This is a genomic window from Streptomyces violaceus, from assembly GCF_036014075.1.
GTDB lineage: Bacteria > Actinomycetota > Actinomycetes > Streptomycetales > Streptomycetaceae > Streptomyces > Streptomyces violaceus.
Genome location: NZ_CP107911.1, coordinates 1,129,958 through 1,146,908, shown reverse-complemented (window position 1 = coordinate 1,146,908; position 16,951 = coordinate 1,129,958). Strand labels below are relative to the sequence as shown.

Sequence of the window (16,951 nt, the reverse complement as noted above, 5' to 3'; positions counted from 1 at the left end):
TGTGAAATGATGTCTTAACAAAGTATTGACAGCGGGCGCGGCAGGGACTTGTATCCCGTGGCATCGCCACAGTCTGTTTGCGGCATCATGATCCGGACTCCGTAAGGCTCCGGGACCACGGATCCCTTCGTGATCCCTCCCCTTTCCCCCGCAGTAGCACAGTGAGGTGCCAGGAAAGATGGACCGCTCTTCTCACCCCCGCTCCCGCAGAATCGCGCCCGTCGTCGCCGTGGCCGCGGCAGCGGCCCTGGCTCTCGCCGGCTGCTCCAGCAGTTCCGGGGGCAAGGGTGCCGAGGAAGGCGCAGCGAACGCCTCCGCCGGCAAGGCGACCACGCCGCGCATGACCGTCGCCCTCGTCACCCACCAGGCACCCGGCGACACCTTCTGGGACACCGTCCGCAAGGGTGCCGAGGCCGCGGCCGCCAAGGACAACATCAAGCTCGTCTACTCCGCCGACCCGAACGCGGGCAACCAGGCCAACCTGGTCCAGAACGCGATCGACCAGAAGGTCGACGGCATCGCCGTCACCCTCGCCAAGCCGGACGCGCTCAAGGGCGTCATAGGCAAGGCCGAGAAGTCCGGCATACCAGTCGTCGGCCTCAACTCAGGCCTGAGCGACTGGAAGAAGTTCAACATGCTGGAGTTCTTCGGCCAGGACGAGTCCGTCGCCGGCGAGGCCTTCGGCAAGAAGCTCAACGAGGTCGGCGCCAAGCACGCCCTCTGTGTCGTCCAGGAGCAGGGCAACGTCGGCCTGACCCAGCGCTGCGACGGCGTGGAGAAGACCTTCGACGGCAAGCTCGACACTCAGAACGTCAACGGCACCGACATGCCCGCCGTGAAGTCGACGATCACCGCCAAGCTCAAGCAGGACCCCTCCATCGACTACATCGTCACCCTCGGCGCCCCCTTCGCGCTGACCGCGGTGCAGTCGGCCGGTGACGCCGGCAGCAAGGCGAAGGTCGCCACCTTCGACCTCAACAAGGACCTCATCAAGTCCATCAAGGGCGGCGACATCCAGTTCGCCGTCGACCAGCAGCCCTACCTCCAGGGCTACCTGGCGGTGGACGGCCTGTGGCTCTACAAGAACAACGGCAACTACAGCGGTGGCGGTGAGCAGCCCGTGCTGACCGGCCCGGCCTTCGTCGACAAGTCGAACGTCGACAAGATCGGGGAGTTCGCCGCGAAGGGCAACCGGTGATGAGCATGACCCAGCAGGCCACGCCGGCGGTGGACACACCGCCGGCTCCCGGCCAGAAGCAGTCCGACGGCCGGACGCGGCAGCGCCCGCTGGCGCTGCGGCTGCTCGCCCGGCCCGAGGTCGGCGTCTTCCTCGGCGCCGTCGCCGTGCTCGTGTTCTTCCTGTTCACGGCGCCGCCGGTGCGCGACGGCAGCTCGATGGCCAACATCCTGTACCAGTCGTCGACCATCGGGATCATGGCGCTGCCCGTGGCCCTGCTGATGATCGGCGGCGAGTTCGACCTGTCGGCCGGTGTCGCCGTCATCACCTCGGCGCTGACCGCGTCGATGCTCAGCTACCAGCTGACCCTGAACGTCTGGGTGGGCGTGATCGTCGCCCTGCTCGTATCGCTCGCGATCGGCGCGTTCAACGGCTGGCTGCTGGTCAAGACCGGCCTGCCGAGCTTCCTGGTCACCCTGGGCACCTTCCTGATCCTGCAGGGCGTGAACCTCGCCGTCACCAAGCTGGTCACCGGGAACGTGGCCACCGACGACATCAGCGACATGGACGGCTTCGCCCAGGCGCAGAAGCTCTTCGCCTCGACCTTCAACGTCGGCGGGGTCAACGTCAAGATCACCGTGGTGTGGTGGCTGGTCTTCGCGGCCCTGGCCACCTGGGTGCTGCTGCGCACCAAGTACGGCAACTGGATCTTCGCCGTCGGCGGCAACAAGTTCTCCGCGCGGGCCGTCGGTGTGCCCGTGACCTTCACCAAGATCTCCCTGTTCATGCTGGTCGGCTTCGGCGCCTGGTTCGTCGGCATGCACCAGTTGTTCTCCTTCAACACCGTGCAGTCCGGCGAGGGCGTGGGCCAGGAGCTCATCTACATCGCCGCCGCCGTCATCGGCGGCTGTCTGCTCACCGGTGGCTACGGCTCCGCGATCGGCCCGGTCTTCGGTGCCTTCATGTTCGGCATGGTGCAGCAGGGCATCGTCTACGCCGGCTGGAACCCCGACTGGTTCAAGGCCTTCCTCGGCGTGATGCTCCTCGGCGCCGTCCTCATCAATCTGTGGGTCCAGCGCACGGCGACCCGGAGGTGACCGCAATGACCAGCGAAGCAACCGCCACCGACGAGGCCGCCACCAAGGACGCTCCTCTCGTCGAACTCAAGGGCGCCGGCAAGTCCTACGGCAACATCCGCGCCCTGCACGGCGTCGACCTCACCGTCCACCCCGGCAAGGTGACCTGCGTCCTCGGCGACAACGGCGCCGGCAAGTCCACCCTCATCAAGATCATCTCCGGGCTGCACCAGCACACCGAGGGCCAGTTCCTCGTCGACGGCGCACCGGTGCGCTTCTCCACCCCGCGCGAAGCCCTCGACAGGGGCATCGCCACGGTGTACCAGGACCTCGCGGTCGTCCCGCTGATGCCGGTGTGGCGCAACTTCTTCCTCGGCTCCGAGATGACCAAGGGCCGCTGGCCGGTCCGCCGTCTCGACATCGAGAAGATGAAGAAGACCGCGGACGAAGAGCTGCGCAACATGGGCATCGTCCTGGACGACATGGAGCAGCCCATCGGCACGCTCTCCGGCGGCCAGCGCCAGTGCGTGGCCATCGCCCGCGCCGTCTACTTCGGCGCCCGCGTCCTGATCCTGGACGAGCCGACCGCCGCCCTCGGCGTCAAGCAGTCCGGTGTCGTGCTGAAGTACATCGCCGCCGCCCGCGAGAAGGGCCTGGGCGTCATCTTCATCACCCACAACCCGCACCACGCCTACATGGTCGGCGACCACTTCAGCGTGCTGCGCCTCGGCACCATGGAACTGTCCGCCTCCCGCAGCGAGGTCAGCCTCGAGGAGCTGACCAACCACATGGCCGGCGGTACCGAACTGGCCTCCCTCAAGCACGAGTTGGCGCAGGTACGCGGCGTCGACGTCGAAGAGCTCCCCGAGGCGGGAGACCTCACCGCCACCGTAGCCTCGTCTTCGGAAGGAAAGTCCTGACATGGCCCTCGCGCTCGACCGCATCCGGGTCGGCTCCGCCCCCGACTCCTGGGGCGTCTGGTTCCCCGACGACCCCCAGCAGGTGCCCTGGGTGCGCTTCCTCGACGAGGTCGCCGAAGCCGGCTACTCGTGGATCGAACTCGGCCCGTACGGCTACCTGCCGACCGACCCGGCCCGGCTCACCGACGAGGTGACCAAGCGGAACCTCAAGGTCTCCGCCGGCACGATCTTCTGCGGTCTGCACCGCGGCCCCTCCGAGTGGGACTCCACCTGGGAGCAGGTCAGCAACGTGGCCGCCCTCACCCAGGCGATGAACGCCGAGCACCTCGTCGTCATCCCGTCCTTCTGGCGCGACGACAAGACCGCCGAGATCCTGGAGCCCCCGGAGCTCACCACCGAGCAGTGGCGCAACCTCACCACGGGCATGGAGCGCCTCGGCCGTGAGGTGAAGGACAAGTACGGCCTCGACATCGTCGTCCACCCGCACGCCGACACCCACATCGACACCGAGGAGCACGTCGAGCAGTTCCTCGACTCGACCGACTCCGACGTGGTCAACCTCTGCCTGGACACCGGGCACTACGCCTACTGCGGCGGCGACAGCGTCAAGCTGATCGAGACGTACGGCGAGCGCATCGGCTATCTGCACCTCAAGCAGGTCGACCCGGACATCCTCGCCGACGTCGTCAAGAACGAGATCCCGTTCGGCCCCGCCGTGCAGCGCGGCGTGATGTGCGAACCGCCCGCCGGTGTCCCCGAGCTGGGCCCGGTCCTGACGGCCGCGCAGAAGCTCGGCGTGGACCTCTTCGCCATCGTCGAGCAGGACATGTACCCCTGCGAGCCGGACAAGCCGCTGCCGATCGCGGTGCGCACCCGTAAGTTCCTGAGGTCCTGCGGCGCCTGACGACCCGAAAGGACGGCCATGACTGAGCGCGCCACCACCCTTGGAGTCGCGGTCATCGGTACCGGAAGGATGGGCGCCGACCACGTGCGCCGCATCCACGAAGTCACCAGCGGAGCACGGGTGACAGCCGTCGTGGACGTCGACGCGGAGCGCGCCAAGGCCGTCGCCGCCCGCGTCGACGGCTGCACCGCCTACACGGACCCGGCCGCCGCGATGGCGGCGGCCGACGTCGACGCCGTCCTGATCGCCTCACCGGGCCCGGCCCACGAGGCCACACTGCTCGCCGCCTTCGAGCACGACCTGCCCGTCCTGTGCGAGAAGCCGCTCACCCCCGACGCGGCCTCCGCCCTGCGCGTCCTCGAAGCTGAACTGCGCCTCGGCCACCGCCGTGTCCAGGTCGGCTTCATGCGCCGCTACGACCCCGAGTACGCGAAGCTGAAGGCGCTGCTGGCCACCGGCCAGCTGGGCCGCCCGCTGATGGTGCACAACCGGCACCGCAACGCGGCCAGCCCGCCCTTCTTCACCAGCACCATGCTCGTCACCGACTCCGTCGCCCACGAGGCCGACGCGACCCGCTGGCTGCTGGACCACGAGATCACGGCGGTCACGGTGCTGCGCCCGACCTCCTCCGCCAACGCCCCCGACGGGCTGCGCGATCCGCAGTTCGTCGTCTTCGAGACCGACGGCGGCGCCCTCTCCGACGTGGAGATCTTCGTCAACTGCGGCTTCGGCTACCAGGTCCAGGCCGAGGTGGTCTGCGAACGCGGCACCGCCCGTATCGGCGACGGCCACGCCCTGGTCACCAACATGGCCGGCCGCTGGGGCGGAACCATCGCCCAGGACTTCACCGAGCGCTTCGAGACGGCCTACGACCACGAGATCCAGGCCTGGGTCGACGCCACCCGGCGCGGAGAGGTCACCGGCCCGGGCGTCTGGGACGGCTACGCCGCGGCGGCCGTGTGCGAGGCGGGCGTACGGGCGCTGGAGGACGGCGGCCGGGTCGAGGTCGAACTGGTGGAGAAGCCCGCGCTGTACGCGTGAGCGCATGTGCCGAAGCCGTGCCGCCGCGAGGCGGCACGGCTTCAGTGCTGTCAGCTCCGGGTACGCGGCCTCGGCTCGAACCCCGCCCCGCGGTAGCAGTCGTCGATGAGCGCCATCGTCGTCACCGCGTCGTCCGCGTCCAGCGGCAACGCCGCACCGTCCCGCACCGCGGCGGCGAACGCCTCCAGCTGGTAGGTGTACGACGAGCGCGTCCCGAGCCGTTCCGTGCGCTCGCCCTCCGCAGTGCGGACCACGATCCGGTCGTCCAGCTGGGGCAGCACGAAGTTCGGGGCCGTCGCCTCGCCCCGGGAGCCGACGATCCGGATGCTCATCTCCAGCCCGTCGTAGGCCATGTGGCAGCGGGCGGAGCCCGTCGCACCGCCGGGGAACTCCAGATCGGCGTCCAGCCACTCGTCGACCCCGGGCGCGCCCGCCCGCTCCCCGCCCCGGGCCCCGGCCAGACGCGGTGCGCCGCCCGCCCAGGGGGCCAGCATCCGCAGCGCGTGCAGGCTGTAGCAGCCCAGGTCCATCAGGGCGCCGCCGGCCAGCGGCAGCGACCAGCGCGGGTCGGTGTCCGGCGGCGCGGCGATGGCGACCATGGCCTCCACGTGCCGGAGTGCGCCGAGTTCGCCCGAGTCCAGCAGCTCGTGCAGGCGGCGGGTGACGGGATGGAAGAGGTAGTGGAAGGCCTCCATGAAGACCGTCCCGGCCTCCCGGGCGGCCTGCCGTACCTCCGTCGCCTCCTGCGTGTTGCTCGCCGACGGCTTCTCCGACAGGACGTGCTTGCCCGCCGCGAGGGCGGCCAGGTTCCACGGGCCGTGCAGGCCGTTGGCCAGCGGGTTGTAGACGACGTCGATCTCGGGATCGGCCACCAGCTCGGCGTACGACCCCGCCACCCGCTCCACGCCGTGCCCGGCGGCGAACGCCCCGGCGCGGGCGCGGTCGCGGGCGGCCACCGCGACGAGGCGGTGGCCGGTCGCCCGGGCCGGGTCGATCAGGGAGCGTTCGGTGATCCGCGCGGCTCCCAGCAGTCCTATGCGCAGGGGTTCCCGGCCTGGTTCGCTCATGCCCGCCATTCCTCCTCGTTCGTCACGGGACGGTGCTCGTGCGTCGACAGTGTGCACAAAGATCCTGGTCGCCCCGCGGGCGGCAGCGGCGTAGCGTGATCAGTGCCTTCGAGGGGAGCTGCCATGGGCACAGCACGCGACCTGATGATCGTGGCGATGGACGCGGCCACCGGCCGGCCGGTGACGCAGGGCGACCTGTCGCTCGGGCTGGCCGGTGCCGAGGTGATCGACCTGCTCGGTGCCGAAGTGGTGACGCTGGAGGGGGACCGCATCGTGTCCCGCCCGGCGCCGCCGCTCGACGACCCCCTGCTGGAGCAGGCCGCGGCGGCGCTCGTGCGCGACGCGCCGTACGAGCCGATCGAGGACTGGCTGTGGCGCAGGGGCCGGGGACTGGCCGAGGAGTACATGACCGTCCTCCAGGAAGAGGGGCTCGTCGCACGGCCCCGGGCCTCCTGGCTCCCCTTCCGCCGCGCCACCTGGCCGACACCGGTCGAGTCCCCTGCCCGGCAGCGCGCCTGGCACCGCCGGGCGACCGACGAGCCGGTGCTCGCCACACTCGCGGCCGCCGTCGGGGTGCGCGACGAGGTGCCCGAGGACCTTCCGGTGCCCGACGACGCGGCCCAGGCCGTGTTCGCCGCGGTGGTCGACGCCGTGACGGAGCTGGACGCCGTCCGCCGTCGGCGGACCATCGAGGACGAGGCGTTCGCCAACGTCTGGCGCGGTGTGTGAGCCGCGGCGGCCTCCATGTCAGACCGCCCGTACCTCCTCGATGGTCACGGGACGGTGCTCGCGCAGCGACAGGGTGCACGCGTCGGCGATCCAGCCCGCCTCCAGGGCGTCCTCGATCGTGCAGGGGGAGGGGCGGGTGCCGGCGACGACCTCGGTGAACGCGGTCAGTTCGGCGCGGTAGGCCTCGGTGAAGCGGTCCATGAAGAAGTCGTGCGGGGTCCCCGCCGGGAACGTCACGCCCGGCTCGACCGAGCGCAGCGGCAGCTTGTCCTCCAGGCCGACGGCGATCGAGTCCGTGAAGCCGTGGATCTCCATGCGGACGTCGTAACCACGGGCGTTGTGGCGGGAGTTGGAGACCACCGCGATCGTGCCGTCGTCGAGGGTGAGGATCGCACCGGTGGTGTCGGCGTCGCCGGCCTCCTTGATGAAGTCGGCGCCGCGGTTGCCGCCCACGGCGTACACCTCCGTCACCTCACGGCCGGTCACCCAGCGGATGATGTCGAAGTCGTGCACCGAGCAGTCGCGGAAGATGCCGCCGGAGGCGGCGATGTACGCGGCCGGCGGCGGCGCCGGGTCCAGCGTGGTCGACCGCACGGTGTGCAGCTTGCCCAGCTCACCGGCCTGGACGGCGGCCCGCGCGGCGACGAACCCGGCGTCGAAACGGCGGTTGTAGCCGATCTGGATCGGCACGTCCCTGCCCCGGACGGCCTTGAGCACCTCGACGCCCTCGCTCATGGTCTTGGCGACGGGCTTCTCGCAGAAGACGGGCACACCGGCCTCGACCCCGGCCAGGATCAGCGCCGGGTGGGCGTCGGTCGCCGCCGCGACGACGATGCCGTCCACGCCGGCGGCCAGCAGGGCCTCGGGCGAGTCCACGACCTCGGCGCCGAACCGTTCGGCCGCGGCCTTGGCGGCACCCGCGAAAGGGTCGGTGACGACGAGCGACTCGACGGCATCGAGCCCGGAGAGGGTCTCGGCGTGGAAGGCGCCGATACGGCCGAGGCCGAGGATTCCGATACGCATGGGTATTGCTCCTAGGTGTAAACGGGGGGTGCTGCTACGCGCTTTGTTCCTCAGTCGAGTCCACCGAGCACGTTCTGATCCCAATCGATGATCGACCCGGTGACCACCCCGGACCGATCGGACAGCAGAAACACCACGAACTCGGCGATCTCGTCCGGCTGACCCAACTTGCCCATCGGCAGCTTCGCGGCGGCCTGCTCACGCCAGCCGTCCCCGGCCCCGTGGAAGGCCCGCTGCGTGGCGTCCTCGCCCTCCGTCGCGGTCCAGCCGATGTTCAGCCCGTTGATCCGGACCCGGTCCCACCGGTGCGCGTGCGCGGCGTTGCGGGTCAGCCCGATCAGCCCCGCCTTCGCGGCGACGTACGGCGCGAGAAACGGCTGCCCGCCGTGCGCCGACGACGTGATGATGTTGACGACCGTGCCGGGCGCCTCGCGCCCCACCATGTCCGCGACCGCCGCCTGCATGGCGAAGAACGGTCCCTTGAGGTTGATCCCGATGTGCTGGTCGAACAGCTCGGGCGTGGTGTCCAGCAGCGTCCCGCGGGAGGTCAGCCCGGCGGAGTTCACCAGGCAGTCGACGCGGCCGTACGCCTGGACGACCCGGGCCACGGAGGCCTTCGCCTGCTCGGCGTCCGACAGGTCGGCCCGTACGTACAGGGCCTTGCCGCCCGTGGCGATCAGTTCCTCCACCAGAGCCTCGCCGGGCTCGGGGCGCCGCCCGGTGACGGCCACGACCGCCCCCTCCCGGACCGCGGCCCGCGCGATCGCCGCGCCGACCCCCTGGCTGCCGCCGTTGACCAGGACGACCTTGTCGTCGAGAAGTCCCATCGAGTTCCTCAGCTCTCTCGCCGTTCGGTACCGGCACGCAGCTCCGCGCGGAGCGCCTCCGGTGTCCACTCCTCGCGCAGCGCCCGCCGCAGGAGATCCGCCTGTGAGGGCGGGGCCAGCCCGTCGACCGGCGGGTCGCTGTCGAGGTTGGTGGGGAAGGGGTAGCCCTCGGCGCTCGCCGCGATCACCCGGTCCAGCCACGCCTGGTCGGCACCCTCGGCCCCGCGCTTGAGCAGCACCGCGTACACCGCGTTCGCCACGGCCTCCCGGTCCACCGTCTCCATCGCGCGCCCGAACGCGGACGAGACCTGCAGCAGGTTGGCCATGCGCCGGATGTCCGCCGAGCGGTTGGTGCCGGCGGCGTGGAAGAGGGCCGGGTTGAAGAACACCGCGTCGCCCTTCGCGAGTGGCAGCTGCACCTGGTGCGCCTCGAAGTACGCCCGAAACCGCGGAAGCCGCCAGGCGAGATACCCCGGCTCGTACTTCTGCGAGTGCGGCAGGTACATCGTCGGCCCGGACTCCACCGGCATGTCGCAGTGCGCGACCGCGCCCTGGAGGGTCAGCACGGGGGAGAGGCGGTGCACGTGCGCGGGGTAGGCGGCGGCGACCTCGTTCGACAGGAAGCCCAGGTGGTAGTCGCGGTGCACGCTCTGCGCGGCGCCGCCCGGGTTGACCACGTTGAGCTGGGAGGTGACCTGGTAGCCGGGGCCCAGCCAGGCCGTGGCGACCAGCGCGAGCACCTCGTTGGCGTAGTAGTCGGCGAAGGCCTCCGCGTCGTACAGGGCCGCCTTCTCCAGCGCGTTCCACACCCGGTCGTTGGCGCCGGGCTGCGCGAAATGGTCACCGGCCGTCGCACCCGAGGCGCGCTGCTCGGCGATCAGGGCGTCGAACACGGCGGTGGCCCGGTCCACGACGTCCGAGTCGGGAAAGGCACCGCGGAAGACGACGATGCCGGGACCGTCGGCGAGCGCGCGCACCAGCTCGGCCTGGACCACCCGGTCGCCCTCGAGCAGGCCGGTGTCGTAGACCGGCACGTTCCGCTCCACGGCGGAGGCGTGCGGATAGTCGGCGGGGTCCGTCGACTGCTCGACCAGCGCGCGGAACGCGTCGAGATCGCAGTCGTGCTCGGACAGCCAGGCACGGGGGTGTACGGAAGTGAAGGACATCGTCGTCCCTTCGGGGTCACGGAGCGACGCAGCCCTGTCATTCTTGTCAGTACAAACCCCTCGAACAACCAGCAGGCAGCCATCAAAAACCCCTCAAGGAGCCGGCGCATGGGCCACCCCTTCCCGATCCGGGAGATCGCTCGTCAGGCGGGCCTGAGCGAGGCGACCGTCGACCGGGTGCTCAACGGCCGGGGCGGGGTGCGGGAGAGCACCGCGCGGGAGGTACGCCGGGCGATAGCCGACCTGGACCGGCAGCGCACGCAGGTCCGGCTCGTCGGCCGGACGTTCATGGTCGACATCGTGATGCAGGCACCCGAGCGCTTCACCACGGCGATCCGCGCCGCACTGGAGGCCGAGCTGCCGTCCCTGCACCCGGCGGTACTGCGCTCCCGCTTCCACTTCCGCGAGACCGGCCCGGTCGGGGAACTGGTGCGGACCCTGGACCGGATCGCCCGGCGCGGCTCGCAGGGCGTCATCCTCAAGGCCCCGGACGTCCCCGAGATCACCGCGGCCGTCGGCCGGCTCGAAGCCGCCGGCATTCCGGTCGTGACCCTGGTGACCGACCTGCCCGCCAGCGCCCGCCGTGCCTATGTCGGCATAGACGACCGGGCGGCGGGGGCGACGGCCGCGTATCTGATGGGCCAGTGGCTCGGCGACCGCCCGGGCAACATCCTCACCAGCCTCAGCAGCGGCTTCTTCCGCAACGAGGAGGAGCGCGAGATGGGCTTCCGCGGTGGGATGCGCGCCCGGCACCCCGAGCGCACGCTGGTCGAGATCGCCGAGGGGCAGGGCCTTGACGCCACCCAGTACGACCTCGTGCGGGCCGCGCTGGAACGCGACCCGGACATCCGCGCGGTGTACTCGATCGGCGGCGGCAACATCGCCACGCTCAGGGCGTTCGAGGACCTCGGCCGCGAGTGCGCCGTGTTCGTCGCCCACGACCTCGACCACGACAACACCCGGCTGCTGCGCGAGCGCCGTCTGTCCGCCGTGCTCCACCACGACCTGCGCCAGGACGTACGCGAGGCCTGCCACACCGTGATGCGGGCGCACGACGCGCTGCCGCCGGCGGGACCGACCCTGCCGTCGGCGATCCAGGTGGTGACGCCGTACAACATGCCGCCGCAGGCGACGGCCGTGTGAGCCGGGGCGGTGTCGCGGGCGGGGCCCCGGCGTGTATCCGGAACGTCGTGCGCCACGGCCCCCTACCGTCGTCCTCATGTGGACATCGCGCCCGGACGGCCGGCCCGACCGGTTGCTGACACTCGCCGACGGCGTGTTCGCCATCGCCATCACGCTGCTGGTCCTGGACCTCTACGTCCCGCGGGGACTGGACGCGGACCGGTACCAGGCGGCCCTGCACCGGCTGCTCCCGGACCTCGGGGCCTACGCGCTCAGCGTCGCGGTGCTCGGCAGTTTCTGGCGCGACCACCGCAGGATCTTCCGTGACGTACGGGAGGTCGACGGGCACGTGATCATCCTGTCCCTCACCGGCCTGGGTGTCGCGGCCCTGGTGCCCTTCCCGACCAGGCTGCTGGCGGAGTACGGCGACGAGCCCGTGTCGGTCGCCGTCTACGCGGCGGCGGTCGCCGCCCTCGGCGCCTGCCATCTGGCACTGGCCGCCGTCCTAGCGAAGCGCCCCTGGCTCCGCGACGGCACCCCCTCCGATACCGGCAGCACGCCCTACCTCCTCGAGAGCGCCACGATGGTGGTGGTGTTCGCCGTGACCGTCCCGCTGGCCCTGGTGACCGGGGCCCCGGCCATGTGGCTGTGGCTCGTCCTCGTCCCGGTGAGGTTCGTCCTGGGCCGCCGCCTCGAGAAGGCCGGCTGAACGTCAGGCACCCACGGTCACCTCCGCCCACGCACCGCTCGACGCGGACCGCGCCATCGCGTCCAGCGCGGCCGCACTGTGCACGGCGTCCGTGAGCGTCGCCCCGTGCGGGGTGCCCTCCGCGACCGACCGGAGGAAGCGGTACGCCTCGATGACCTTCAGGTCGTCGTACCCCATCGAGTTCGCCGCACCGGGCTGGAACGCGGCGAACTCGCCGTGGCCCGGGCCGACGTACACCGTGGTGACGGACTGGTCCTGGTACGTGGTGCCGCGGCTGATGCCCAGTTCGTTCATGCGGCGGAAGTCCCAGAACACCGCACCCTTCGTGCCGTGCACCTCGAAGCCGTAGTTGTTCTGCTCGCCGACCGAGACCCGGCAGGCCTCCAGGACACCGCGCGCCCCCGACGCGAAGCGCAGCAGGCAGCTGACGTAGTCCTCGTTCTCGACGGGGCCGATTTCCCCGCCGGAGGCGCGGCTGTGGCCCGCCGTGGCGCCGGTCGGGCGGGCCCGCTCGGGCAGGAAGATCGCGGTGTCGGCGGTGAGGGAGGTGATGTCACCGAGCAGATGCCGGGCCAGGTCGGTGCCGTGCGAGGCCAGGTCGCCCAGTACCCCGCTGCCGCCCCGCTCCCGCTCGTACCGCCAGGTCAGCGCACCTTCGGGATGAGCCGCGTAGTCGCTGAACAACCGGATGCGGACATGCGTGACCGTGCCGATCTCCCCGGAGGCGATCAGCTCGCGGGCCGCTTCGACGGCTGGCGCGTTGCGGTAGTTGAAGCCGACGGTGCCCTGCACGCCCGCCTTGGTCACCGCGTCCGCCACCGCACCGGCGTCCTCGGCGGTCAGACCCACCGGCTTCTCGATCCAGATGTGCTTGCCCGCCTCGGCCATGGCGACGCCGATCTCGCGGTGCAGGAAGTTCGGCGCGGTGATGCTGACCGCCTTGATCCGCGGGTCGGCCACCACCTCGCGCCAGTCCCGCGTCGTCGAGGCGAACCCGAACTGCGCGGCGGCCTCCTCCGCCCGGCCCGGAACCTCCTCGGCGACCGTCACCAGCTCCGGAACGAGGGACAGCCGCGGGTAGTGGTGCCGCACGCGCGCGTACGCCTGGGTGTGCACCCGTCCCATCCAGCCGAATCCGATGACGGCGACGCCGAGCGTGTCCACCATGAGAGCCCCTCTTTGGACCGTTCCAGAACCTATCCAGCCCACCCTGAGCGCGGTTTCCCCTGGATGTCAAGCTTTTGACAAGCCGCCGACCCGTATGGAACGGTCCATGTCATGAGACCGCCGACGATCCGTGACGTGGCCGAACGGGCCGGCGTCTCCAAGTCGCTGGTCTCCCTGGTGCTGCGCGGCTCCGACCAGGTACGACCCGAGAAGCGGGAAGCCGTGCTCCGGGCCGCCCGGGAGCTCGGCTACCGGCCCAACGCCGCCGCCCGCAGTCTCAGCGAACAGCGCACCCGCACGGTCGGCGTCCTCCTCAACGACCTGCGCAACCCCTGGTTCGTCGACCTCCTCGACGGCCTGAACTCCCTGCTGCACGCCCACGGCCTGCACATGCTGCTGGCCGACGCCCGCCTCAACCGCCGCACCGGCCAGGACCCGGCCGACCCGCTGCTGGACCTGCGCGTCGACGGTCTGATCGTGGTCGGTACCCTGCCCGACCCCGCGGCCCTCGGCGCGGTCGCCGCGCGGATGCCGGTCGTCCTGGCGGGCGCCCGCGAGCCGGTGCCGCCCGGGGTGGACCAGGTCGCGGGCGACGACGAGAAGGGTGCCCGGCTGGTCACCGAGCACCTCATCGGCCTCGGCCACCGCCGCATCGCACACCTCGCCGGCTACGGCGCCGTCGGCGAACTGCGCCGCCGCAGCTTCGAGGCGACGATGCGGGAGCACGGCCTGGCGGACCGGGCCGTCGTCGAGACCGGCGACATGACCGAGGAGGGTGGCTACCGCGCCGCCGTCCGCCTCCTCAACCGCCCCGACCGGCCCACGGCCGTCTTCGCCGTCAACGACATCACCTGCGTCGGCGCCCTCTCGGCGGCGGAGGAACTCGGCCTGCGCGTCCCGCACGACGTGTCCCTCGTCGGCTACGACAACACCAGCATCTCCCGGCTGCGCCATCTGTGGCTCACCACCGTCGACAACGCCGGCCACGAGGTCGGCCGCCGCGCCGCCCGCTTCCTCCTCGACCGGTTCGAACGGCCCGGGGGAGAGGGGCGTGTACACCTCGCGACGCCGACGCTGGAAGTCCGGGGGACGACGTTTCGTTTTCAACGAGGCTGATTCCGGCGGGATTTCCCAAGTCGCCGCCCCTGGTACGCGGGACTAGAATTTATCCCGACACCCCAAATCCGAGAGTGCCAAGGCGGCTTGGCGTTTTCTTCTCTTTCCCTCCACGTTCGCTGGAGGAGGCATCTCATGAATGCGCACCACACCGGACAGCAGAGGAACATGCCGGGCCCGGAGGCCGACAAGCCGCTGAGAATGGCTCCCGATGTGGGTGAACACGCGGACGCCGACGGTGTCCTGCGGGCCTACGTGGATCCCGGGGCGACCCTGACCCGCGCGCCGACGGCTCGCAAGGCGATCGACCGTTTCATGAAGGCGCGCTCCCATGACCTCAGGACCGACCGCATCGACCTGCGCGAGGTGGATTCCGCCGAAGGCGCGGCGACACTGCGCGTGCGCTACCAGCAGTTCCACCACGATCTGCCGATCGTGGGCGCCACCGTTCAGGCCGTGGCCGATGTGAAACAGGCCGCCGTCATCCAGGTCGATCACACGGCGGAGGTCGATGTCGCGGATGCCCCCGACCCCGGCACGGCCCAGCCGCTCGAAGCCGTGCGGAAGAACGCCCTCGCGCCGTTCCAGGGCGATTTCGCATCCGCCGGAATCGTCGGGGACGAGCTGGTGTACCTGCGGGACACGGCCAGGCCCGCGTTGCCGGAAACCGACTATCCCACAGCGTCGATCGCCTTGCTGAAAAAGGGGCAGAAGCCCGACGGCGCCCTCCATCTCGTCCACGATCTGCTCGTCGAGACCACCGGCCCCTTCGAACATTTCCGGGTCGTCATGGACGCCGTCTCGGGCAAACTGCTCTGGCTCGCCCTCGCGGGGAAATACGTGACAGCCGGCCTCAGAGTCTTCATGCCCGACCCCGTGACCGAGTCCGACGACGGCACGGTGCACGGCCGTTCCAGCACGGCCACCCTCGACGCCCTCTGCCACGACGTCCGGGCGGAGGTCGCTCCCGCCGTCGGTGGCAGGTTCCGGCTCGACGGGGACTGGTTCAGGTGTATCGACCGGGACAGCCCGACCTTCCCCCAGCCGGAGGAGACGTCGCCGGACTTCTCCTACGAGACTTACCCCGCCGACCGTGCCTTCCTGAGCGCCAACGCCTACTACTGGCTCGACTCCTTCGCGCGCTATCTGCGCAGTCTGGGCAACACGGCGCTCAACACCAACATGGTCAAGGTCGACGTGGACGCCCAGGCCCACAACGGCGCCGACCAGAGCTCGTGGCTCGGCTCGGCGACGCCCCCGCGGATCCGCTTCGGCGAGGGCGGCGCACCCGACTCGGGCGACCTCGGGGTCATCGGCCACGAGTACACCCACGGCGTGTTCCAGTGGCTCGGCGCAGAGCACGGCGGTTCCTCGTCGTACGAGCACAGCGTCTGCGACGCCCTGCCCGCCATCTACCGCGACCGGTTCAACCCCGACGGGCACCGGCGCACGGAGACGTTCCCCTTCGACAACAACGCGACCGACCGGTGGAGCGCCGTGCGACGGCTCGACCTCCCCCAGCGCTTCGACGCACCGGCGTTCAACGGCTTCGACTTCAACCTGCGCAACTCGATGCTCGGCACCGCGCTGTGGCGGTGCTACCTGGGTATGGGAGGCGACTCGCCCGATGCCGCCGTACGGATCGCGGCGGCCGACGCGATCAACAGGACGATGCTGGAGATGCTGCTCATCGTGCCGGACGACACCTCCTCGGCGCGCAGCCATGCCGTGAGCATGGCCAGGGGCTGCATCACCGCCGACTCCACGCTCACCGGCGGCCTCTACAGCAAGGTGATGGACGAGGCCTTCGTGAACCAGGGACTGTGGGCGCCGCGGCCGGTGGACGTCTACATCGGGGACAACCCCGCCGACCTCGGCACAGTGCCGAGCGGCGTCCCGTACTGGACGTCGCCGGACATCTGGGTCCGCAACAACGACATCAGCACCGGCGACAATCCCGAGCTCGGCCACGAGCCGCCCGTCAACGACCGGCCCAACTACCTCTATGTGCGGGTGCACAACCGAGGGACCCAGGAGGCCGCGAGCGGAGCGTTCCAGGTGGAGGCGTTCCGGTGCGATCCGGGCACGGGGATGCTCTGGCCGACGCACTTCCGGTCGCTGGGCACTGTGGTGATCGACCAGCCGATCCCCGCGGGCGGGGCGGTGCGGGTGGGGCCGCTGGCGTGGACCCCGCAGATCGCCCACCACGAATGCCTGGTCGCCGTCGTGCACGGAGCCCCCGACCCCGCCATCACCGCCACCCTCAACGGCCCTGTGCCGCACGGTCTCCTGGTGCGGTTCGACAACAACGTGGCGCAGCGGAACGTGGCGCCGCAGCTGGCCGCACCGGGCGGCAAGACCCACATGTCGATCACGCTGCGCGGCGGTCTCGCCAAGACCACCGGTTCCTGGCAGCTGGACGCGACCGCCCTGCCGGACGACACCCGGGTCTCGATCCGCACGCTGACCCGCGTCACGCAGGACGCGGAGCTGACCGGCTGCACCGTGAGCGAGACGGGCGCGGTGCGCTCCACGCTGGAGATGCCCGGAGGCGGGACGGCCGTCGTCGACGGGTTCACGCTGGAGCCCGACGACCGGGTGGCGGCCGACATCACGATCGACTTCTCCCAGCACGCGGAGCACCTCCGGCTCTATCCCTTCGTCGCCACCCAGTACCAGGACGGGTTGATCGCGGGGCGGATGACCATCCAGATCACGGCCGTGAGGGAACTGGAGGACTTCTTCTTCGGCAACCCGCGCAGCGGCGAACTGCACGTCTCCACCTGCCCGCACTGGTCCAGGCTCGGTGCCGGCAGCAAGGTGCCCTTCCTGCGCGCCGAGGACGCACTCGCCCGCGGCTACAACGGCTGTGCCTACTGCCAGCCCGCCCTCCACGCCGGCTGAGGA

General features: G+C 70.7%; 15 protein-coding genes. 10 read left to right on the top strand and 5 right to left on the bottom strand.

What is annotated here, in order from left to right; genetic code table 11:
* Window positions 1-178: 178 nt before the first annotated feature.
* Genes OG542_RS05120 through OG542_RS05100 form a run of 5 tightly spaced genes read left to right on the top strand, consistent with a single transcriptional unit; the run spans window position 179 to window position 5,118 of the window.
* Window positions 179-1,198, top strand: a complete 1,020-nt coding sequence (locus tag OG542_RS05120) for a sugar ABC transporter substrate-binding protein (RefSeq protein WP_311128886.1) — start codon at window positions 179-181, stop codon at window positions 1,196-1,198.
* Window positions 1,198-2,274: an ABC transporter permease gene (locus OG542_RS05115; protein WP_328346162.1), complete on the top strand. Its 1,077-nt coding sequence runs from the start codon at window positions 1,198-1,200 to the stop codon at window positions 2,272-2,274. The genes OG542_RS05120 and OG542_RS05115 overlap by 1 nt, the downstream gene beginning before the upstream one ends.
* Window positions 2,275-2,279: 5 nt before the next feature.
* Entirely contained in the window at window positions 2,280-3,173 is an 894-nt protein-coding gene (locus OG542_RS05110) for an ATP-binding cassette domain-containing protein (RefSeq protein ID WP_328408598.1), read from the top strand.
* A gap of 1 nt (window position 3,174) precedes the next feature.
* Window positions 3,175-4,077, top strand: a complete 903-nt coding sequence (locus tag OG542_RS05105; RefSeq protein WP_193477242.1) for a sugar phosphate isomerase/epimerase family protein — start codon at window positions 3,175-3,177, stop codon at window positions 4,075-4,077.
* A gap of 18 nt (window positions 4,078-4,095) precedes the next feature.
* The gene (locus tag OG542_RS05100; protein WP_328408595.1) at window positions 4,096-5,118 is read left to right on the top strand and encodes a Gfo/Idh/MocA family protein; all 1,023 of its coding nucleotides are present in this window, start codon (window positions 4,096-4,098) and stop codon (window positions 5,116-5,118) included.
* 50 nt (window positions 5,119-5,168) lie between these two features.
* Here OG542_RS05100 and OG542_RS05095 read toward each other — a convergent pair whose 3' ends face one another.
* A complete protein-coding gene (locus OG542_RS05095; protein ID WP_328408593.1) occupies window positions 5,169-6,185 on the bottom strand; it encodes a Gfo/Idh/MocA family protein in 1,017 nt (338 codons plus the stop codon).
* 123 nt (window positions 6,186-6,308) lie between these two features.
* Here OG542_RS05095 and OG542_RS05090 point away from each other — a divergent pair, with 123 nt between their 5' ends.
* The gene (locus OG542_RS05090; protein WP_328408591.1) at window positions 6,309-6,914 is read left to right on the top strand and encodes a GOLPH3/VPS74 family protein; all 606 of its coding nucleotides are present in this window, start codon (window positions 6,309-6,311) and stop codon (window positions 6,912-6,914) included.
* A gap of 18 nt (window positions 6,915-6,932) precedes the next feature.
* On the opposite strand, the gene OG542_RS05085 is transcribed toward OG542_RS05090, so the two are convergent.
* Genes OG542_RS05085 through OG542_RS05075 form a run of 3 tightly spaced genes read right to left on the bottom strand, consistent with a single transcriptional unit; the run spans window position 6,933 to window position 9,930 of the window.
* Window positions 6,933-7,937, bottom strand: a complete 1,005-nt coding sequence (locus OG542_RS05085; RefSeq protein ID WP_328408589.1) for a Gfo/Idh/MocA family protein — start codon at window positions 7,935-7,937, stop codon at window positions 6,933-6,935.
* 50 nt (window positions 7,938-7,987) lie between these two features.
* Window positions 7,988-8,764, bottom strand: a complete 777-nt coding sequence (locus OG542_RS05080) for an SDR family oxidoreductase (RefSeq protein WP_328408587.1) — start codon at window positions 8,762-8,764, stop codon at window positions 7,988-7,990.
* An 8-nt stretch (window positions 8,765-8,772) separates the two neighbouring features.
* Window positions 8,773-9,930 carry a phytanoyl-CoA dioxygenase family protein gene (locus OG542_RS05075; protein ID WP_328408585.1) on the bottom strand — a complete coding sequence of 386 codons (1,158 nt, stop codon included), beginning with the start codon at window positions 9,928-9,930 and terminating at the stop codon, window positions 8,773-8,775.
* A gap of 108 nt (window positions 9,931-10,038) precedes the next feature.
* Here OG542_RS05075 and OG542_RS05070 point away from each other — a divergent pair, with 108 nt between their 5' ends.
* Together OG542_RS05070 and OG542_RS05065 are read left to right on the top strand one after the other, a co-directional pair.
* Window positions 10,039-11,073: a LacI family DNA-binding transcriptional regulator gene (locus OG542_RS05070; protein ID WP_328408583.1), complete on the top strand. Its 1,035-nt coding sequence runs from the start codon at window positions 10,039-10,041 to the stop codon at window positions 11,071-11,073.
* Between the two features lie 76 nt (window positions 11,074-11,149).
* A complete protein-coding gene (locus OG542_RS05065) occupies window positions 11,150-11,761 on the top strand; it encodes a TMEM175 family protein (RefSeq protein WP_328408581.1) in 612 nt (203 codons plus the stop codon).
* Between the two features lie 3 nt (window positions 11,762-11,764).
* On the opposite strand, the gene OG542_RS05060 is transcribed toward OG542_RS05065, so the two are convergent.
* Window positions 11,765-12,928, bottom strand: a complete 1,164-nt coding sequence (locus OG542_RS05060) for a Gfo/Idh/MocA family protein (protein ID WP_328408579.1) — start codon at window positions 12,926-12,928, stop codon at window positions 11,765-11,767.
* Between the two features lie 111 nt (window positions 12,929-13,039).
* On the opposite strand from OG542_RS05060, the gene OG542_RS05055 reads away from it, so the two are divergent.
* Entirely contained in the window at window positions 13,040-14,044 is a 1,005-nt protein-coding gene (locus OG542_RS05055) for a LacI family DNA-binding transcriptional regulator (RefSeq protein WP_311128896.1), read from the top strand.
* Between the two features lie 135 nt (window positions 14,045-14,179).
* On the top strand, window positions 14,180-16,948 hold the full coding sequence (locus OG542_RS05050; RefSeq protein ID WP_328408576.1) for a hypothetical protein: 2,769 nt from the start codon (window positions 14,180-14,182) through the stop codon (window positions 16,946-16,948).
* The last annotated feature ends 3 nt before the right edge of the window (window positions 16,949-16,951 follow it).

Bases quoted from the DNA above. Each gene is read 5' to 3' on its own strand.
- OG542_RS05120 (WP_311128886.1), top strand. From the start codon at position 179: ATGGACCGCTCTTCTCACCCCCGCTCCCGCAGAATCGCGCCCGTCGTC.
- OG542_RS05115 (WP_328346162.1), top strand. From the start codon at position 1,198: ATGAGCATGACCCAGCAGGCCACGCCGGCGGTGGACACACCGCCGGCT.
- OG542_RS05110 (WP_328408598.1), top strand. From the start codon at position 2,280: ATGACCAGCGAAGCAACCGCCACCGACGAGGCCGCCACCAAGGACGCT.
- OG542_RS05105 (WP_193477242.1), top strand. From the start codon at position 3,175: ATGGCCCTCGCGCTCGACCGCATCCGGGTCGGCTCCGCCCCCGACTCC.
- OG542_RS05100 (WP_328408595.1), top strand. From the start codon at position 4,096: ATGACTGAGCGCGCCACCACCCTTGGAGTCGCGGTCATCGGTACCGGA.
- OG542_RS05095 (WP_328408593.1), bottom strand. From the start codon at position 6,185: ATGAGCGAACCAGGCCGGGAACCCCTGCGCATAGGACTGCTGGGAGCC.
- OG542_RS05090 (WP_328408591.1), top strand. From the start codon at position 6,309: ATGGGCACAGCACGCGACCTGATGATCGTGGCGATGGACGCGGCCACC.
- OG542_RS05085 (WP_328408589.1), bottom strand. From the start codon at position 7,937: ATGCGTATCGGAATCCTCGGCCTCGGCCGTATCGGCGCCTTCCACGCC.
- OG542_RS05080 (WP_328408587.1), bottom strand. From the start codon at position 8,764: ATGGGACTTCTCGACGACAAGGTCGTCCTGGTCAACGGCGGCAGCCAG.
- OG542_RS05075 (WP_328408585.1), bottom strand. From the start codon at position 9,930: ATGTCCTTCACTTCCGTACACCCCCGTGCCTGGCTGTCCGAGCACGAC.
- OG542_RS05070 (WP_328408583.1), top strand. From the start codon at position 10,039: ATGGGCCACCCCTTCCCGATCCGGGAGATCGCTCGTCAGGCGGGCCTG.
- OG542_RS05065 (WP_328408581.1), top strand. From the start codon at position 11,150: ATGTGGACATCGCGCCCGGACGGCCGGCCCGACCGGTTGCTGACACTC.
- OG542_RS05060 (WP_328408579.1), bottom strand. From the start codon at position 12,928: ATGGTGGACACGCTCGGCGTCGCCGTCATCGGATTCGGCTGGATGGGA.
- OG542_RS05055 (WP_311128896.1), top strand. From the start codon at position 13,040: ATGAGACCGCCGACGATCCGTGACGTGGCCGAACGGGCCGGCGTCTCC.
- OG542_RS05050 (WP_328408576.1), top strand. From the start codon at position 14,180: ATGAATGCGCACCACACCGGACAGCAGAGGAACATGCCGGGCCCGGAG.